The sequence below is a fragment of the Pararhizobium sp. P1_E7 genome, assembly GCF_056405855.1.
The window spans coordinates 415,048-433,347 of the sequence record NZ_JBFUBH010000001.1; the positions used below are offsets into that span (position 1 = coordinate 415,048).

Genomic DNA, 18,300 nt, shown 5'->3' on the forward strand with positions numbered 1-18,300 from the left:
ATGTTCTCGCATCCGTGCCACGTCCGCGGCGCCGCGCGTCATTCATGACGCCACAATACACAACGATATGTATTTTTGCCCCTCATCCGCCCTGCCGGGCACCTTCTCCCCGTCGTAACGGGGAGAAGGGACAAGCCGCAACCTCTGTCGTCCCCTGTCCCCGCCTGCGGGGAGAGGGCTAGGGTGAGGATCGTAAGTGTCGTGCACTGTGTCTCTCAAGCCAAATCAAGGCTGGAAAGGCAGGTCCTGGCCGTTGATCTTCACCTTCTTGTTCTCATCGACAACAATGTTCCACATCTGGCGGCCATCGGGCGCCTGCTTGGCAAAGCCCTTGACCATCAGAAGCATGAAGGCCGCCTGGCCGAATTCGGGCACGGTGGCGGCGTTCTGCTGGAGATAGGAAACCGTCTTGTCGAAATCCTTGGCGTAAAGGGTAATGTCTGTGTTCTGGCGGCCCTGCTGCTCGGGATAGACCGTCGTCGTGCCCGAGAGGCTGAAATCGTAGACCGCTGAGCGGGCCGAAACCTCGTCATACTTGATCGTCATGGCGCCGCCCGGCAGGAAGATACGGCCGACTTCCGCCGATTGTTCGTCGGTCAGCGGCGTGTCGGTGTCGAAGTTGGCGTGATCGATGAAGTAGGTGATGCCGCTGGCGAGATTGATGTTTTCCAGCGAGATGCGGGTCGTCACGGTTTCAGGAAGCGCCGAGGCAAAGGCATCCGGAACCAGGCCGGCCGGGATGGAAGGTTTGTCGATTGTCACGCCGAAGCCGAAATTGGCGTTGTCCTTCAGGCCGTTGGTGCTGATCGTATAGCGCAGGGTTTCCGCGCCATAGCTACCGGTGGGGGTGCCGACCTTGAGATTGGCGACTTCGATCGATTCCAGCAGATTTTCGAACATCGGCAGATTGGCGCGAACCAGAGACTTGAGACGCACCTGCTCGGTTGCCGCCAGCTTTTCCTTTTTCGCATTGTCGAGGACGAAGAAAACCAGATCCTGCACCGGGCGATAGGCGAGCCCATTGAAGGCGACATCGCCGGTGACGCTGCCGGCCGACACGTCGATCTTCATCTTGGCCGGGTCGATGATCGTCTCGGTAAAGCCGTTCATCGCCATGTTGGAGCGCACGTCGATGGTCGCAGGCGTCGCCCGGGTCGAATTCATCGTCGAAGTCATCGATCCGAACCGCGCTTCGACCGATTGCTGCGGCGACGTCGAGGTCATGACAATGCCGTCTGCCGACATGTCGGCGGATTTGAAATAGAGCAGATCGGGATCGACAATGCCTTCGGCACGTATCGCGTCGACCTTGTAGGTGAAATCGGTCTTTTCGGTTCCGGCGGTGAAGTGCCCCTTCACATCGAGGTCGGCGGCCTGAGAGAAGTGCCAAAGCCCGTCTTCCAACGGCCGGATCAAAGAGAGCAGCGGCTTGAGGCCGGAAATGCTGAAGGTGTTCGGGTCCACATCCTTCAGGAGCACGGTGGGATCGAAGGTCAGCTCGTAGTCGGCGGTGCCCGGCCTCACCTTGATCAGACCTGATTTAGCCAGGTTTTCCGGCAGGTAGGCGGTGAATTTCTGCTCGAGCTCCTGCGCACCCTGATGGCTGATATCCGCGGCCTGAACCGATTGGGTGGCGAGGGCGGTTGAAAGCAGAAGGGCAGGATAAAGGCGCATTGAAAACTCCTAAAGTGATTGCGAGGCCAACATATCGCCGATTGCCCGAAGGGCAAGCGCTGTGGCCGCGACAAACGGCTCCTGACGAAAACGCCGTTCGTCAAAGTTAACGAACGGCGTTGTGATCGCTTGAATTGCTGGCCGTAGCGCAGCCGTCTTGTTGGCCGGCGCTCCGTTTAAAGCATGCCGCGCAAAAGTGTACAGCGGTTTTGCGATAACGGCATGCGTGAAATCAAAGACCTAAAGCGCAGGAAGCGGGACTGAAAGATCGCGACCCGCTTTAGGTGTTGAAGCGGAAGTGGATGACATCGCCGTCCTGGACGACATATTCCTTGCCTTCGTCGCGCGCCTTGCCGGCTTCCTTGGCGCCGGTTTCGCCGCCAAAGGCGATGTAATCGTCAAAGCCGATGGTGAAGGCGCGGATGAAGCCGCGCTCGAAGTCGGTGTGAATGACACCGGCGGCGGCCGGTGCCTTGGTGCCGCGCGGGATGGTCCAGGCGCGCGTTTCCTTCGGGCCGACGGTGAAATAGGTGATCAGGTCGAGCAGCTTGTAGCCGGCGCGGATCAGCTGGTCGAGGCCGGCTTCGTGCAGGCCGAGGGCCTCGAGGAATTCCTTGGATTCCTCTTCCGGCAGCTGCGCCACTTCGGATTCGATCGCCGCCGAGATGACGACGGTTTCGGCCCCTTGAGCCTTTGCCATTTCTTCAACGGCCTTGGTATGGGCGTTGCCGGTCGCGGCATCGCCCTCGGCGACGTTGCAGACATAGAGAACCGGATGGGCCGTCAGGAGATTGAGGCTCTGCAGCACCAGCTTTTCCTCAGCGTCCAGCGTCGGCAAAAGCGTGCGTACCGGCTTGCCGTCCTGAAGCAGTTTCAAGGCCGCGTCCATAACCGGTAGCAGGGTGAGAGATTCCTTATCCTTGGAGGCGGCGCGCTTGCGCGTCTGCTCGGTGCGGCGCTCCAGGCTTTCCAGGTCGGCGAGCATCAGCTCCGTCTCGATCGTCTCGGCATCGCCGACCGGATTGATGCGGCCTTCGACATGGGTGATGTCGTCGTCTTCAAAGCAGCGCAGCACATGCACCGTCGCATCGACTTCGCGGATATTGGCGAGGAACTTGTTGCCGAGACCTTCACCCTTGGATGCGCCGCGCACGAGGCCGGCGATATCGACGAAGGAGATGCGGGTCGGGATCAGTTCCTTCGACTTGGCGATATCGGCCAGCTTGCGCATGCGCGGATCGGGCACGGCCACCTCGCCGGTGTTCGGCTCGATGGTGCAGAACGGATAGTTTGCCGCCTGCGCCTGCGCCGTCTTGGTCAGCGCGTTGAAGAGAGTGGACTTGCCGACATTCGGCAGTCCGACGATACCGCATTTGAAACCCATGGTCTTGAAACCTGTCCGATCGAATTCTGTTGCAGTGCCTTTTGCGGAAACTTGGGCCGAGGTCAAGCCTTATACCAAGGATCGATGATTGGAGATGGCGGGCAAGCGCATCTTGTTTGAAGGCTGCTTGCGATGCACAATAGCGTTTCCACCACTCCCTGTGATCAAAGGGCGGTTTCCGATGGCGGACAACGACACCAGTCTCAAACCGAAAACGACGACCAAGCCGAAGCTGGAAAGGCCGAAGCTCTACAAGATCATTCTGATCAACGACGATTATACGCCGCGCGAATTCGTCATCATGGTGTTGAAGGCGGTGTTCCACATGAGCGAGGAGACCGGCTACCGGATGATGATGACCGCCCACAAGCTCGGCGTCTGCGTCATCGCCGTTTGCGCCAGGGACATTGCCGAGAGCAAGGCCAAGGAAGGGACCGATCTCGGCAAGGAGGCTGGCTTTCCGCTGATGTTCACGACGGAGCCGGAGGAATAGGCCGGCGTTCTCTGGGCGTCAAATCCCGGCTGGCCGCCTGATCTGGAAACCGGTCTTGTCCTGCCTGAACCCGCATCCCTCGTAGAATTTCAAGGTCGCGGGGGCCTTTGATCCGGTCAGAAGCATGACTTTGTAGCAGTCCTCCTCCCAGGCGGACGCGAATGCATGTCTGATCAGGGCTCTCGCATGGCCGCGCTGGCGGTATTCTGCGTGCGTGACGACATTCTCGATCAACGCATAAGGCGCGCCGCCGCGGGTGAGGTTCGGGATCACGGACAGCGTCACCGAGGACGTCAGGGTCTCGCCCGAGACGCCGATCAGCACCGTCATTCCGGGACGGGCGGTAATCTCGGCGAAGCGTCCGGCTGCGACATCCGCCGGTATCTCCGGATCATTCGCATTGAGGTGGCGATAGAGCGAAAGCAGCGCCGGCAAGTCGCCTTGCGCTGCAGGCCGGATGGAGAAATCGTCAGCGGGCACCGGCTAGTCGCCCTTGTTGCCGAACAGCTTCTTCAGCATGTCGGCCATCGGTCCGGTTGTCGGCAGGATCTTTGGCTGGGCGCTGTTGCGGGCTTGGCGGATATGCGATTTTCCAGCCGGTTTGGCGGGCGCGGGTTCAGGCTCCGGCTTGCCGCCGGTTGCCAGCGTCAGCTTGTTGAGAAACTGTGAATCCTCGGCCTTCACCAGCATGTCGGCATTGTCGGCAAGCGCATCCAGAAGCGGTTCCAGCCAGACGCGATCAGCCTTGGCGAAATCGCCGAGTACATGATTGTGCACCTTTTCCTTCGAGCCTGGATGACCGATGCCGAGGCGCAGACGGCGATACTCCCGGCCGCAATGGGCGTCGAGCGACTTGATGCCGTTATGGCCGCCATGGCCGCCACCGGTCTTGATCCGTGCCTTGCCCTGAATGAGATCGAGTTCGTCGTAGATCGCCAGAATATGTTTCGGCTCCAGCTTGTAGAACCGCATGGCTTCGCCGACCGCTTCGCCCGACAGGTTCATGAAAGTCTGCGGCTTCATCAGGAGCACACGTTCGCCGCCGATCTCGCCTTCCGAAATCAGCGCCTTGAACTTCCTCGACCATGGCGAGAAGTTATGGCGCCGCTGGATCGCATCGACGGCCATGAAGCCGATATTGTGGCGGTTGCCGGCATATTCGGCGCCGGGATTACCGAGACCTGCGAAAATCAGCATGGAATAATCTCTAACAGTCGGACAGACCTGTCTTGCACCGCGTCGGCGGGCGGAAGTCAACTGTGTAGCGCAGAAAACCGCTATTTTCCCGATTGACCCTGCTGTTTGTGGAACGCTGTCCGGGCGCCGTTGGCGGCGAACGAAAAACACGCCGCCGCCGGTTGGGCGCAATCGCGGGATGGGTCAGCGGTTCGGGCGCAACCCGTATTTCAAGAAGATCCGGTCTTGCGTGCCGTCGGCAATGAGCTTGTCGAGTTGCGCCTGCATTCCGTTCACTACGTCGTCCGGCATGCCGAGATTGCAGGCAAAGCCATAGAATTTGCCTTCAAGCACCAGAGCGGATTCAAGCGCTGCACCCTGATCGCGCATCATCTCGAATGTCTTTTCCGAGGTCATCATCAGATCGATGCGGCCGCTCAACAGCTTCTTCGCCGTTGTTTCCAGATCGGCAGCGAGATCGATCTTGGGGAAATCGTGTTTTTCAAGATAGCTGGCCGAAAAGTCGCCGCGCTGTGTCCCGACGGTGAAGCGCTTGGCCTGCTCCGCATTGGCCGGATTGACGCCAGAGCCTGCCTTGCGCACCATCACCATGCGATCGACCAGCAGGGGCTCGACCCATTTGAATCGTTTGTCCCGCTCGTCGTCGTGACCGGTGGTGAACAGACAGGTCCACGGCTGGTTTTCAGTCAGCGACAGCGCCCGCGCCCAGGGGAGAATCTCAAGCGAGTAGGGCGCGCCGAGCGCCTTCATCATCAGTTCGGCCTGCTCGACCGCAGCCCCGCTGATGACGCCGTCCTTGCTGAAATTGTAGGGAGCATATTCCTCGGTCAGCAATCTCAGCGTTTCGGCATCGGCCGTGCCCGACAGCAGGAGGACGAGTGCGAACGCGATGTGTTTCATACCCATTCTCCCTTGGTTTTTGTCATGCGGTGACCTTCGCTTCTGATTCCATTTCAAGCATCAAGAGCATGTTCTCGATCGGCATCGGCCGGCTGAACAGATAGCCTTGGCCGAAATCGAGGCCGAGCTTGCGCAGCAGCTCCCATTGCTCCTTGGTCTCGATGCCCTCGGCCACGACGGTGCAGCCCATCTGGTGGGAGATCGTCCGGATGCCCTTGATCAGCATACGGCTCTTGCGGCGAATGTCGGCTGCTCCCGTCGTCAGCGACCGGGTGAAGGACTGGTCGACCTTGACGATATCGACGGGGAACCGGTTGAGATAGCTGAGCGAGGAATAGCCGGTGCCGAAATCGTCGAGTGCGATGCGGCAGCCGAACTCGCTGAGCTGTTTCAGCACCGCGTGTACATCCGGATTGTCGAGCATCAGCACGGCTTCGGTAATCTCGATGACGATGCGGGCAGGCGAGACATGATACTTCAGAAGCAGTGCGGCCAGCTTGTGCGGCAGTGTCTCCTCGAACTGCAGCGGCGAGAAATTGACGGCGAGATAAGTCGTCTCGGTGCCTTCGAGCTGCGTCAGGCGGGCGAGGTGGCCAATGGCTTTTTCCAGCACGCGCTCGCCGATGCGGGCGATCGAGCCGTTCTCCTCGGCTATGCCGATGATCTTGGCTGGCGGCAGGATGCCCTTTTCCGGATGGTTCAGGCGCATCAGAGCCTCGAATCCGGCAATACGGCCATCGCTGAGACTGACGATCGGCTGCAGGTAGGCTTCGAACCAGTCTTCCTTGAGGCCGGCCTCGATGTTCTGTTCCATCTCGTGGCGCTCGCGGGCGGTATCAAGCATGCTGGTATTAAAGAGCAGCATGCCGTTCTTGCCGTCGCGCTTGCGCGCATACATCGCCATGTCGGATTTCAGCAGCAGTTCCGACGCGTTTGCTGCATGGTCTGGATAAAGTGCGATGCCGACGCTGGCGCTGACCGAGAGTTCGGCGCCTTCGATGAGGATCGGCTGGCGCAAGCTGGCGCAGATGCGGTCGCCGATTTCGCTTGCCAAGGCCCCAACGTCCTCGGCGCTGACAAGGATGGCAAACTCATCGCCGCCAAGCCGCGACAGCGTATCGTCGGGGCGAAGCGTGGTGCGGACACGGGCAACGACCTGGCGCAGCACTTCGTCGCCGGCGGCATGGCCGAAATTGTCGTTGATCCATTTGAAGCGGTCGAGGTCGATGAAGATGCAGGCCAGTTGCATCGTATTCTCATCTGCGTGGCGGATGGCCTCGTCCAGCGCGGCCTCGAAGCCCTGCCGGTTGAGAAGACCTGTCAGGTGATCGGTGATCGCCTGGGCGTGGTTGCGGCTTTCTGCCTGCTTCAGTTCCGTAACGTCGGTCATGACGGACAGGGAGAGACCGCCGCGCTCGCCGCTGGTGGCACTCTTCATCTCCAGGATCAGCACGGTCATGGTTTCACCGTTCGCCTTGATGAACGGCACCGTGACTTCGCAGATATTGGCATGCGTGGTGTTGCCGTTGCGGCGGCGGGCCCGGTAGGTTTCGTGCCAGTGCTCATCAACGAAATCGGTAAAGACACGGCCGATCGCCTCGTCGCGGCCATAACCGGTGGCCATCAGCCAATAGTCGCTGACCGCGGTGATGCAATTGGCAGGGTCAAGCGAAAACAGCATGGAGGGCGTGAGGTTGTAGATATCGGTCGCATTGCTGTGGGCGAGTTTCAGCTCGGTCTCTTCGCGCTCCAGTTTACTCTGCATTTCGTTGAAGTTGTGGGCAAGCGTGCCCATCTCATCGCCCGAGGTCCAGTCGACATGATGCCGTGAGCCCAGCCGGCGCGTCGCCTCGATGGCAGCGGTCAGGCGCATCAGCGGCCGGATCACCGTCAGGCGGTTGCCGATGATGGCGGAGGCAAAGACAATGCCGACGGCCACGATCAGAATGCAGAATATGCTCAGTTCATCCTTGCTGAAGCGTGACAGGAGACGGGGGGTGGAGACCATTATCTCGACGGTACCGACCGCTTTTTGCCCGTCTTGCGAGTCGTAGAAGATCTCTTTGCTCAGTATCCTGTGTCGCGCACTGGTATCCACCGGGCCGGCAGGCAGCTTGAGCGAAATCGAGTTCGAGCTGTCCCTGACCTGAACGGTCATGATGTCGGCATCGGCAATCAGCGATTTGGCGATCTGCTCAATGGCGTCGGTATCGAAATCCCACAGCGGTTTGCCAAGCGCCTTCGCGCCGGCTTCCATGAGAATCTGCGTGTTCTGCAGGTTCTCACGGGCGACACGCTCTGACGACAGGGTCAGAAACAATACGATGAGAGGGGCGATGAAAATAAGCATCGCACCGCAAACAATCGCGATAAAACGATTTTCGACAGAATGCATCATCGGATGCACCCGGTCGCGTTACCAGTCTGACGTCCCATTAGGATTCTCGTACCCTGAAGCCGGATAATCCCCCAGCGACAACACATCACGAAAATCTTAAATGTTGCTGAAACATTTGGACAAAAGTGGAAACGGCGCCTGTCCCGCAGGCTGGAAATCCGGGCACCATGACGCGCAATAAAAAACCCGCCTCACGCAGGGTGAAGCGGGTTCGCAATCCAGGCCGTCAGGCCGGAATTTTTATTCGGCTACGACTTCTTCTTCCGTCGTGCCGCCAGCCGGCTGCGCGATGGTCGCGATCGTGAAGTCGCGGTCGGCGATAACCGGCGCTGCGTTCTTCGGCAGCTTGATGTTCGAGATATGAACGCTGTCGCCGATCTTCAGGCCGGACAGGTCTGCCGACAGGAATTCCGGAATGTCGTCGGCCGGAACAACCAGTTCGACTTCGTGGCGAACGATGTTCAGAACGCCGCCGATCTTCAGGCCCGGGGACTTTTCTTCGTTGACGAAGTGAACCGGAACTTCAACGGTGACGACGCTGTCCTTCGAAACGCGAAGGAAGTCGACATGCATGGTGAAGTCACGGACCGGATCCAGCTGGTAGTCCTTCGGCAGGACGCGGATCTTCTCGCCGCCAACGTCGATCGTGGCGATGGTGGTCATGAAACCACCGGCGTGAATCTTCTGGGTGACTTCCTTCGTGGAGAGGGCGATGGAAATCGGAGCCTGCTTGTCACCATAGATGACTGCAGGAATAAGACCGTTGCGGCGAAGTTCACGGGAGGACCCCTTACCAACCCGTTCGCGCGTTTCGGCCTTGAGCTCGTAGGATGCGTGGCTCATGGTCGTACCTTTCTGGTGTTTTTGGAGAGCTCATCCGCTTTTCTATAAAGACAGGATGAACCGAGACGTTTGACCGTCTCATCCGCGTTTGCCTCCAAGGGTGTCTGCGCGGACGCGCGTCCATAGCCGAGAACGCCCGCAATTGCAAGCAAAGCCCGGCTTTCCCGGAAAACCCACTCGAAAGTAGCGTTGCAATCTTGGCTACACGTCAGGCGCGATATCGTTCAGGGCTTGATAACCGTCAAATGATCATCTCTGGGGCGCGTTAATCTCTCTTAGTCCTTGCATGGCACATTGCGCTCGATTTTAAAACAGGTGTCCCATGCTCAAGATTCTTTCCTGCATCGCTGTAGACCATGATTACGGCCTGCTGGCGCTTGCAACTCTCGTCTGCATACTCGGTTCGGTGCTGACCATGCGGCTCTATGCCCGTGTCAGGCGCTCCGTCGGCGTGCAGAAGCTGAACTGGCTGTTCATGGGCGGGGTCATCGGCGGGTCCACCATCTGGACAACACACTTCATTGCCATGCTGAGCTTCAAATCCGCATTGGAGCACGCTTATGAGCCCATACTGACCATGGCGTCGCTGGGTGCTGCAATCGGCATAACGGTAGTCGGCTTTGCCGTCACGGCCATGCGCAAGACCGGCCCGACCATCGAGCTGGGCGGTGCAATCGTCGGCGCTGGCATCGCCATCATGCACTATATGGGCATGATGGCCTATCAGGTCGCCGGTCATATGGAATGGGATTTTACCTACTACGCCGCCTCGATCCTTCTTGGCGTGTTCTTTGGCGCCGTTGCCACGAGCCGGATTGCGCGTCCGGTAACGCGCTTCTGCAAATATGGCGGTGTGCTCGGTCTCATTCTGGCAATCGTCAGCATGCACTTTACCGGCATGGCGGCCGTCACCATCATTCCCGACCCGATGGTCACCCCGTCTGCAGCGCTTATTCCGGACAATCTGCTGATCATCATGGTTCTGGCGCTGATGTGCCTGATGCTGGGACTTGGAGCATCGACCTATGTCATCGATCTGCATTCCAGTCATCTGGCTGCCGAACGGTTCCGACATCTCTCGCTTCACGATCCTTTGACGGCGCTGCCGAACCGGGTTGCCTTTGGCGAACACCTTGACGAGATCATCCGCTTCCAGAAGGACGACACTGCGCGGGTCGCGGTTCTCTCCTTCGATCTGGACCGCTTCAAGGATGTGAACGATGTCCACGGGCATGCGGCGGGAGACGCGGTTCTGCGCGCGATCGCCGAGCGGATGACGCAGGTTCTGGGCGAGGGGGAATATGTTGCGCGGGTGGGTGGCGATGAGTTCGTCGCCCTGACGTCCAATTTTTTCATGAGAAGCGAAGCAAAGGCTTTTGCTTCGCGGCTGATTGCGGAGATTGGCAAGCCTGTCGAGTGGCAGGGCAAGACGCTTTTGGTCGGCACGAGCGTCGGCATTTCGCTCTTTCCCGTTGATGCACGCACGCCAGAAGAGCTTTTGGCACAGGCGGATCTGGCCATGTATCGCGCCAAGGCGGCCGGATCGAACTCCATCCGGCTTTACGAACCGTCGATGGACGACGCCGCCAGAAGTCGCAGCATTCTTGCCATGGATATGCGTCAGGGGCTCGAACGCAACGAATTTGAACTCTATTACCAGTATCAGAACAACTCGCTCACCCGCGATGTCATCGGTTTCGAGGTTCTGTTGCGCTGGAAACATCCGGTGCGCGGCATGGTGCCGCCGGCAGAGTTCATTCCGATTGCCGAGAAAAACGGCTTCATTCACGAACTCGGCGACTGGGTCCTGTTGACGGCCTGCCAGCAGGCGGCGTCCTGGGAAAACCCGATCAAGATCGCGGTCAATGTCGCGCCGGCCCAGCTCGCTGACACGAATTTCCCGAACCGTGTGAGCGAAATCCTCATGCTCACCGGTCTCGACGCCGCCCGCCTCGAACTGGAAATCACCGAATCGGGCATTATCGCCGACCAGCAGCACGCACTGCACATCATCCGGCAGTTGAAGCAGCTCGGCGTCAAGATCGCCATGGACGATTACGGAACAGGCTACTCGTCTCTCTCGACCCTGCAGAACTTTCCGTTCGACAAGATCAAGATCGACCGCGCCTTCATCGACGGCGTGACCAGCAACCGTCAGTCGGCGGCAATCGTGCGCTCGACCATCATTCTTGCCCAGAGCCTCGATATCCCTGTACTTGCGGAAGGGGTGGAGAACGAGGAACACATGGATTTCCTGCGCAGCGAAGGCTGCCTGCAGGTGCAGGGATATCTGTTCGGAAAGCCGATGCCGCTCAGCGAAATCGAGCATATTGTCAATGCATCAAGCGCTGGGCATTCCGGGACGGCAACGGCATCCGAAATGGACGGGGATAGTGCGGTCGCCGCATAACCTGCCTTTCGATACCCCGCGTCTGTCGAACCGGACGCGGACGAACATGAGGGCGCCGGCGCAATAGCCGTGGCAACAGCGGGCTCAGCGTCACGGCAGGTCCTGGCAAAGCCACCGCCGCACAACACGTATCGGTTGTGCCCCTCTGGTTGGAGGGGGAGTGCCGGCGCAGAGATTCAGGAGCCGCAGCACCGAAGAACGCATGTTTTCCGGGCGTTGCCTCCCAAAGAACATTCGATTTCCTGAGGCGTTGCCGGTCACGAGAATTAGAAGAATGTCATTTAGTTATTATTAGTGGTTGTATGAAACGATGCCTCCCGTATCAATACGGGCGGCGTCAATGCTTAAGGTTCTTTCCTGTATCGCCATGGAGCATAGTTACGGGCTCCTCGCGCTCGCAACTCTTGTTTGCGTATTGGGTTCGATCCTCGCCGTCCGGCTCTACGCCCGCGTCGAGCGCAGCACCGGCATGCAGCAGCTGAACTGGCTGTTCACCAGCGGCGTCGTCGGTGGATCGACGATCTGGATGACGCATTTCATTGCCATGCTGAGTTTCAAGCCGCCGCTGCCACATGCCTATGAGCCGACGCTGACAATGGCATCGCTGGCTGCGGCGGTCGGCGTCACAATTTTGGGATTTCTCGTTACCGCGGCAGGCAAGCCCAGCTTTCTCGTCGAACTCGGCGGCGCCATTGTCGGGGCAGGCATTGCCATCATGCACTATACGGGCATGGCCGGCTACCAGATCGCGGGGCGGCTGGAATGGGATTCCGGCTACTACGCGGCGTCCGTATTCCTGGGCGTCGGCTTCGGCGTGGCCGCCATGAGCCTGATTGCACGGCCGGGTACGCAGTTCCGCCAATATGGCGGCATTCTCGCCCTGGTCCTTGCGATTACCACGATGCATTTTACCGGGATGAGCGCGATCACGATCGTCCCCGATCCGCTGATCGTTACGTCGGCCGATGTGATCCCAGATAGCCTGCTGACCGTTATGGTTGCTATTATCGGCGTGATGATGGCGCTCGGCGCCTCGACCTATGCCATCGATCTGCACTCCACGCGCGGGGCGGCGGAACGGTTCCGCCATCTGTCACTGCATGATCCGCTGACCGGATTGCCCAATCGGGTCGCTCTTGGAGAGCACCTGCACACGGTCATTTGCCGCCAGACGGACGGTAGTGCGCCGATCGCCGTCCTGTCCTTCGATCTCGACCGGTTCAAGGATGTCAACGACGTGCATGGCCATGCGGCGGGCGATGCGGTTCTGCGCGGCGTTGCCCGGCGCATGTCAAGGGTACTGGGTGACGGAGAGTTCATCGCGCGCATGGGCGGCGACGAATTCGTTGCCCTGACCAGCAACCTTTCTCTCGACCACAACGCTTCGGCTTTCGCATCGAGGCTGATTGCCGCGATCACCGGTCCTATCGAATGGGAGGGGAAAAACCTGCTTGTCGGCACCAGCGTGGGCATTTCCCGGTACCCTGATGACGCGCGCTCCCCGGAAGAGCTGTTGGCGCATGCGGATCTTGCCATGTATCGGGCCAAGGCTGTCGGCTCGAATGCCATCCGGCACTATGAGCCGGAGATGGACGATGCAGCCCGGGACCGCAGCGCGCTTGCGATGGACATGCGCCAGGGGATCGAGCGCAACGAGTTCGAGCTCTATTACCAGTACCAGAACAATTCACTGACCCGTGAGGTCATCGGCTTCGAAGTCCTGCTGCGCTGGCACCACCCCGTCCGCGGCCTGGTGCCGCCGGCGCAGTTCATTCCGATCGCTGACCGGAGCGGCTTCATACACGAACTGGGGGATTGGGTCCTGCGCACGGCCTGTCAGCAGGCGGCATGCTGGAAGAACCCGCTGAAGATCGCCGTCAATGTCGCGCCCGGTCAGCTCGCCAATGTCAACCTTGCGGCAAGGGTGCACGAGATCCTTCAGGAAACGGGTCTCCAGCCCTCGCGGCTGGAACTGGAAATCACCGAATCCGGCATCATCGCCGACCAGCAGAACGCGCTGCGCATCATCCGGCAGCTGAAGCAACTGGGCGTCAAGATCGCCATGGACGACTACGGCACGGGCTATTCCTCTCTTACGACCTTGCAGAACTTTCCGTTCGACAAGATCAAGATCGATCGTGCGTTCATCGATGGCGTGATCACGAACCGCCAGTCGGCGGCGATCGTGCGCTCGACCATCATCCTTGCCGACAGCCTCGGCATTCCGGTGCTGGCCGAAGGCGTGGAACGCGAAGAGCATATGGACTTCCTGTTGAACGAAGGCTGCCCGCTGGTGCAGGGTTATCTGTTCGGCAGGCCGATGCCGTTGGGCGAAATCAGCCATCTCGTGAACAGGCCGCGTGGTGAAATGCCCGTTGGCCAGGCTGAAGCCGCAGAGCTGGAAACTGTCCATATCCGTTCCGCCGTTGCGTGACGGTGTCTCTCAGCGTCCCCGCGACCGGGTGAACCGGGCGAGCGCGAGCATCAGGCCTCCGGCCATCAGCCCCCAGAAGGCGCCCGAAATCCCCGCGAAACTCACGCCTGACGCCGTCACCAGAAAGGTGACCGCAGCTGCCTCCCGGCTGTCCTGTTCCTTGAACGCTGCCATGGCCGAGCCTGCAAACGCGCTGATCAAAGCAAGGCCCGCAACTGCCTGAATGAGGATCGGCGGGGCGAGGCTGACAAAGGCCGTCACGGCCGCTGCCAGCAGACCGAAGACGATGTATCCGGCACCGGCGACAATCGCCGACCAGTAGCGCCGGGCCGGATCGTGATGGGCGTCCTCGCCTGCGCACATGGCCGCGGTGATTGCCGCCAGATTGACCGCATGGCCGCCGAATGGCGCGCTCAGGATCGAGAAGACACCGGTTGTTGCAAACAATTGGCCGGGCTGCGGCTCGTAGCCGTTGACCTTCAAGACAGCGATGCCCGGAATATTCTGCGAGGCCATGGTGACGATGAACAGCGGCAGCGCAATACTGACGAGACCGGCGACGGAAAAGACCGGACTGACCCATTCGACATGCGGAACCAGGGTCGCTGAAATCCGCGCCATGGCATCGGCGGGCATGTCGACACCGAAGGCAAGCACCAGAATGAAGGCAAGAAGTGCTGCCGGGACGGCAAACAGCCGGTTGATGCTGCCGACCATGACCCAGGCGAGGACGATGGGCAGGCCGAACAGCGGATTGAAGGCAATTGCCTTGACCGGCGCAAAGCAGAGCCCGATCAGCACGCCGGCGAGCATTGCATTGGCCAAGGCGGCCGGGATCGCCGCCACGGCGCGGCCGAGCGGTTTCCACAGACCGGCAAGAATGATCAGTGCACCGCAGATCAGGAAGCCGCCGACCGCCGTGTTGAACCCGCCGGCCACAGCGCCCGAGCTTGCCAAAAGTGCTGCGCCCGGCGTCGACCAGGCAATGCTGACCGGCAGCCGGGTCGCCATGCTGAGCGCGATCGCGCACACGCCCATCGACACCGACAGCGCCATCAACCCGGACGCCGCCTGCGCTTCCGTCGCTCCAACGCCGGTCAGCCCGTGCAGGACAACGGCAAAGGAGCTCGCGAACCCGACAAAGGCAGTGAGCAGGCCCATGAACAGGCTCTGGAGGGAGAAGTCACGAAACATTGTCTGGAAACCATGTCGCAGGGAGGTATCTTGAGGCACACTTGCCGTATCACATCGTCATGATCGTGCAAGACCAGGCCAGCATCGCGGAAGCAAAACTGGGTTTTGCCGTCTTGTCTTTAACTTTTGTCCGGCTAGACGTTTCATTGCGAATAAACCTATAGTACCTGTCCTGGTCAACTTTAGCGGGAGAAGATCCGGTGAAACATTCCGATCACGTGCAGGCAATCGCGCATCATGCGTCGGCTGCCGCCAGCTCTCCGGTGGCTGCTTCCTGGCGCCGTTGCCTGACGGTGCATGGCCTGTCGCCAGACGAGGCCCGTTCGCCTCTTCGGCTCTCCGAGCAGGAATTCCGCACTGCCCGTGAAAAATCCGGGCACCTGATCGAGGAGGCCCAGGGCGAGCTCGACCGGTTGTTTTCAACCGTCGGCAAGGCGGGCTGCTGCCTGCTTTTGACCGACCAGAACGGCATCGCGCTCGAACGCCGTGGCGCACCGGGTGACGATCATGATTTTCGCGGGCTGGGGCTCTGGTCGGGCACGGTGTGGAGCGAGGCCAGCGTCGGCACCAACGGTATCGGCACGGCGATCGCCGACGAGCGCCCCGTCGTCATTCAGCGCGACCAGCATTTTTTGAGCTGCGATACGGGGCTTTCCTGTGCCACGGCGCCCATCCGCGATCACCTTGGGCGGATTGCCGCAGCGATCGATATCTCGACCTGCCGCGATGATGCCGGCGAAATCGCCGTGCTGCTTCTGTCGCAGGCGGTGCGCGATGCCGCTGCCCGGATCGAGGCCAATCTGTTCCGCCGCGCCTACAGCGGCGCGCGTATCCTTTTGGTACCGGCCGACGGCAAGACCAGCCCTGCGCTGCTTGCCATCGACCGCGACGATCTCGTGCTCGGTGCCACCCGCGCCGCCCGCCTCAAGCTCAATCTTGATGACCGGCGCATTGCCAGCGGCGTTCCGGCTGCCGATCTGCTGAACGAGGCGCCAGCCGGGCAGGGCGAGGATCTGGTGGATGCGGAGCGTGCTGCCCTCCGGCGCGTTCTGTCACGCGCCAACGGCAATGTTTCTCTGGCCGCCGATACTTTGGGCATCAGCAGGGCGACGCTCTATCGCAAGATGAAAAAGCTCTCGGTCAATTGAACAAGGCGATGCCGCTGGTATTGTTCTTGCTGTGTCGCAGCACATTTGTTGCCGTTCGCGTGTCGCACATCTGAAACACTTGCGCTCTTGCGCAGGCACAGTGCCCCTACACGTTCGCAGGATTCCGGCGCACCTTTCCTCCCGGCAGATAGTTGGAGTCTGTTTCAGGAGGAGAAGTCACATGTTGCATCAGAAGATCGTCGAGAATCCGTTCAAGCAGAAATACGGCAACTATATCGGTGGCGACTGGCGCGAGCCGGTGAGCGGCCGCTATTTCGACAATACCACCCCGGTGACCGGCGGCGTGCTGTGCCAGATCGCCCGCTCCGAGGCGGCCGATGTCGAACTGGCGCTCGATGCCGCCCATGCCGCCAAGGACAAGTGGGGCCGCACGTCCACGACGGAGCGCGCCAACACCCTGATGAAGATCGCCCAACGCATGGAAGACAATATCGAGCTTCTGGCCAAGGCCGAGACCTGGGACAACGGCAAGCCGCTGCGCGAAACCATGGCAGCCGACATGCCGCTTGCCATCGACCATTTCCGCTATTTCGCCTCGTGCGTCCGCGCCCAGGAAGGCTCGATCGGCGAGATCGACCACGACACTATCGCCTATCATTTCCATGAGCCGCTCGGTGTCGTCGCTCAGATCATCCCGTGGAACTTCCCGATCCTGATGGCCGCCTGGAAGCTTGCGCCAGCACTTGCCGCAGGCAATTGCGTCATTCTCAAGCCTGCCGAACAGACACCGGCCTCTATCCTCGTGTGGATCGAACTGGTCGGCGACCTTCTGCCGCCGGGCGTGCTCAACATCGTCAATGGCTTCGGTCTGGAGGCCGGCAAGCCTCTCGCCACCAACCCGCGCATCAACAAGGTTGCCTTCACCGGCGAAACCTCCACCGGCCGGCTGATCATGCAGTATGCCAGCCAGAACCTCATTCCGGTGACGCTGGAACTGGGCGGCAAGTCGCCGAACATCTTCTTCGAAGACGTCATGCGCGAGGACGACGACTATCTCGACAAGGCGCTTGAAGGCTTTGCCATGTTCGCGCTCAACCAGGGCGAAGTCTGCACATGCCCGAGCCGCGCGCTGGTGCATGAAAAGATCTACGACCGCTTCATGGAAAAGGCGATCAAGCGCGTCGCCGCCATCAAGCAGGGCAACCCGCTCGACATATCGACGATGATCGGCGCGCAGGCCTCCAGCGAACAGCTGGAAAAAATCATGTCCTACATGGATATCGGTAAGCAGGAAGGCGCCGAAGTCTTGATCGGCGGCGAGCGCAACAATCTGGAAGGCGAACTGGCCGGCGGCTTCTACGTCAAGCCGACGGTGTTCAAGGGCCACAACAAGATGCGCATCTTCCAGGAAGAAATCTTCGGCCCGGTCGTATCCGTCACCACCTTCAAGGACGATGCCGAAGCGCTCGAAATCGCCAACGACACGCTCTATGGCCTCGGGTCGGGTGTGTGGAGCCGCGATGCCAACCGCTGCTACAACTTCGGCCGCAATATCCAGGCCGGTCGCGTCTGGACCAATTGCTACCACGCCTATCCGGCCCATGCGGCCTTCGGAGGCTACAAGCAGTCCGGCATCGGCCGCGAAACCCACAGGATGATGCTCGATCACTACCAGCAGACCAAGAACATGCTGGTGAGCTACAGCCCGAAGGCACTCGGTTTCTTTTGATCTTTTCCTTCTCCCGCTTGCGGGGAGAAGGTGCCCGAAGGGCGGATGAGGGGCCGCTCGAGCATGCCCCTCACCCTAACCCTCTCCCCGCAGGCGGGGAGAGGGACTGTTTGGGAGATAAAAATGACCGGCACCATCAACGGTGAACCGCGGGTCCTCGCCACGGACGCGGCACTCGCCTTCCTCAAGGAGATTCGGGAGGATCATCCCGATGTCCTGTTTCATCAGTCCGGCGGCTGCTGCGACGGCTCGTCGCCGATGTGCTATCCGGCCGATGACTACATCGTCGGCGATAATGACATCGAGCTGGGGGAGATTGGCGGCGTGCCGGTCTATATCAGCGCCAGCCAGTTCGAAGTCTGGAAACATACGCAGCTGATCATCGACGTGGTACCGGGCAGGGGCGGCATGTTCTCGCTCGACAATGGCCGCGAACGGCGGTTTCTCACCCGCTCGCGGCTGTTTGCAGGCGGCGAGGCCTGTGCCATTCCGATTGTCAAACGGGCGTAAAGGGGGCCGTGCCGCCGATTGAGCG

Annotated in this window: 15 protein-coding genes; 7 read left to right on the forward strand and 8 right to left on the reverse strand. The window is 60.2% G+C overall.

All coding sequences use genetic code 11. The features are described 5' to 3' along the window. Nucleotides 1-225 precede the first annotated feature (225 nt). Together AC1D17_RS01910 and ychF are read right to left on the reverse strand one after the other, a co-directional pair. The gene (locus AC1D17_RS01910; protein WP_477563729.1) at nt 226-1,674 is read right to left on the reverse strand and encodes a hypothetical protein; all 1,449 of its coding nucleotides are present in this window, start codon (nt 1,672-1,674) and stop codon (nt 226-228) included. Nucleotides 1,675-1,954: 280 nt separating this feature from the next. Further along, nucleotides 1,955-3,058 carry a redox-regulated ATPase YchF gene (gene ychF, locus AC1D17_RS01915; protein WP_477563730.1) on the reverse strand — a complete coding sequence of 368 codons (1,104 nt, stop codon included), beginning with the start codon at nt 3,056-3,058 and terminating at the stop codon, nt 1,955-1,957. A gap of 181 nt (nt 3,059-3,239) precedes the next feature. On the opposite strand from ychF, the gene clpS reads away from it, so the two are divergent. Continuing rightward, nucleotides 3,240-3,551, forward strand: coding sequence for an ATP-dependent Clp protease adapter ClpS (gene clpS, locus AC1D17_RS01920; RefSeq protein WP_477563731.1), 312 nt, complete (start codon nt 3,240-3,242; stop codon nt 3,549-3,551). 18 nt (nt 3,552-3,569) lie between these two features. Here the strand turns inward: clpS and AC1D17_RS01925 are convergent, their stop codons facing one another. The 4 genes from AC1D17_RS01925 to AC1D17_RS01940 all read right to left on the reverse strand — a co-directional run bounded on the left by AC1D17_RS01925 (nt 3,570) and on the right by AC1D17_RS01940 (nt 8,046). Next, nucleotides 3,570-4,031: an N-acetyltransferase family protein gene (locus AC1D17_RS01925; protein WP_477563732.1), complete on the reverse strand. Its 462-nt coding sequence runs from the start codon at nt 4,029-4,031 to the stop codon at nt 3,570-3,572. Between the two features lie 3 nt (nt 4,032-4,034). Beyond that, nucleotides 4,035-4,748, reverse strand: a complete 714-nt coding sequence (gene pth, locus AC1D17_RS01930) for an aminoacyl-tRNA hydrolase (RefSeq protein ID WP_477563733.1) — start codon at nt 4,746-4,748, stop codon at nt 4,035-4,037. Nucleotides 4,749-4,931: 183 nt separating this feature from the next. Beyond that, a complete protein-coding gene (locus AC1D17_RS01935) occupies nt 4,932-5,648 on the reverse strand; it encodes a substrate-binding periplasmic protein (protein ID WP_477563734.1) in 717 nt (238 codons plus the stop codon). Nucleotides 5,649-5,670: 22 nt separating this feature from the next. Continuing rightward, on the reverse strand, nt 5,671-8,046 hold the full coding sequence (locus AC1D17_RS01940; RefSeq protein ID WP_477563735.1) for a putative bifunctional diguanylate cyclase/phosphodiesterase: 2,376 nt from the start codon (nt 8,044-8,046) through the stop codon (nt 5,671-5,673). Nucleotides 8,047-8,146: 100 nt separating this feature from the next. Here AC1D17_RS01940 and AC1D17_RS01945 point away from each other — a divergent pair, with 100 nt between their 5' ends. Then, nucleotides 8,147-8,227 (forward strand): hypothetical protein, encoded by an 81-nt coding sequence (locus AC1D17_RS01945; protein WP_477563860.1) that lies wholly within the window; start codon nt 8,147-8,149, stop codon nt 8,225-8,227. A gap of 59 nt (nt 8,228-8,286) precedes the next feature. Here the strand turns inward: AC1D17_RS01945 and AC1D17_RS01950 are convergent, their stop codons facing one another. Continuing rightward, a complete protein-coding gene (locus tag AC1D17_RS01950) occupies nt 8,287-8,889 on the reverse strand; it encodes a 50S ribosomal protein L25/general stress protein Ctc (RefSeq protein ID WP_477563736.1) in 603 nt (200 codons plus the stop codon). Between the two features lie 322 nt (nt 8,890-9,211). Between AC1D17_RS01950 and AC1D17_RS01955 the strand changes: the two genes are divergently transcribed. After that, nucleotides 9,212-11,299, forward strand: a complete 2,088-nt coding sequence (locus tag AC1D17_RS01955; RefSeq protein ID WP_477563737.1) for a putative bifunctional diguanylate cyclase/phosphodiesterase — start codon at nt 9,212-9,214, stop codon at nt 11,297-11,299. 340 nt (nt 11,300-11,639) lie between these two features. Beyond that, complete coding sequence (locus AC1D17_RS01960) at nt 11,640-13,733, forward strand: putative bifunctional diguanylate cyclase/phosphodiesterase (protein WP_477563738.1); 2,094 nt, start codon at nt 11,640-11,642, stop codon at nt 13,731-13,733. A 9-nt stretch (nt 13,734-13,742) separates the two neighbouring features. Here AC1D17_RS01960 and AC1D17_RS01965 read toward each other — a convergent pair whose 3' ends face one another. After that, nucleotides 13,743-14,927 (reverse strand): benzoate/H(+) symporter BenE family transporter, encoded by a 1,185-nt coding sequence (locus AC1D17_RS01965; RefSeq protein WP_477563739.1) that lies wholly within the window; start codon nt 14,925-14,927, stop codon nt 13,743-13,745. A gap of 200 nt (nt 14,928-15,127) precedes the next feature. On the opposite strand from AC1D17_RS01965, the gene AC1D17_RS01970 reads away from it, so the two are divergent. The 3 genes from AC1D17_RS01970 (at nt 15,128) to AC1D17_RS01980 (ending at nt 18,275) form a co-directional block, all read left to right on the forward strand. Next, nucleotides 15,128-16,075 (forward strand): helix-turn-helix domain-containing protein, encoded by a 948-nt coding sequence (locus AC1D17_RS01970; protein ID WP_477563740.1) that lies wholly within the window; start codon nt 15,128-15,130, stop codon nt 16,073-16,075. 181 nt (nt 16,076-16,256) lie between these two features. Next, nucleotides 16,257-17,765, forward strand: coding sequence for an aldehyde dehydrogenase (adh, locus tag AC1D17_RS01975; RefSeq protein WP_477563741.1), 1,509 nt, complete (start codon nt 16,257-16,259; stop codon nt 17,763-17,765). 123 nt (nt 17,766-17,888) lie between these two features. Next, nucleotides 17,889-18,275 carry a DUF779 domain-containing protein gene (locus AC1D17_RS01980; protein WP_477563742.1) on the forward strand — a complete coding sequence of 129 codons (387 nt, stop codon included), beginning with the start codon at nt 17,889-17,891 and terminating at the stop codon, nt 18,273-18,275. Nucleotides 18,276-18,300: the final 25 nt, after the last annotated feature.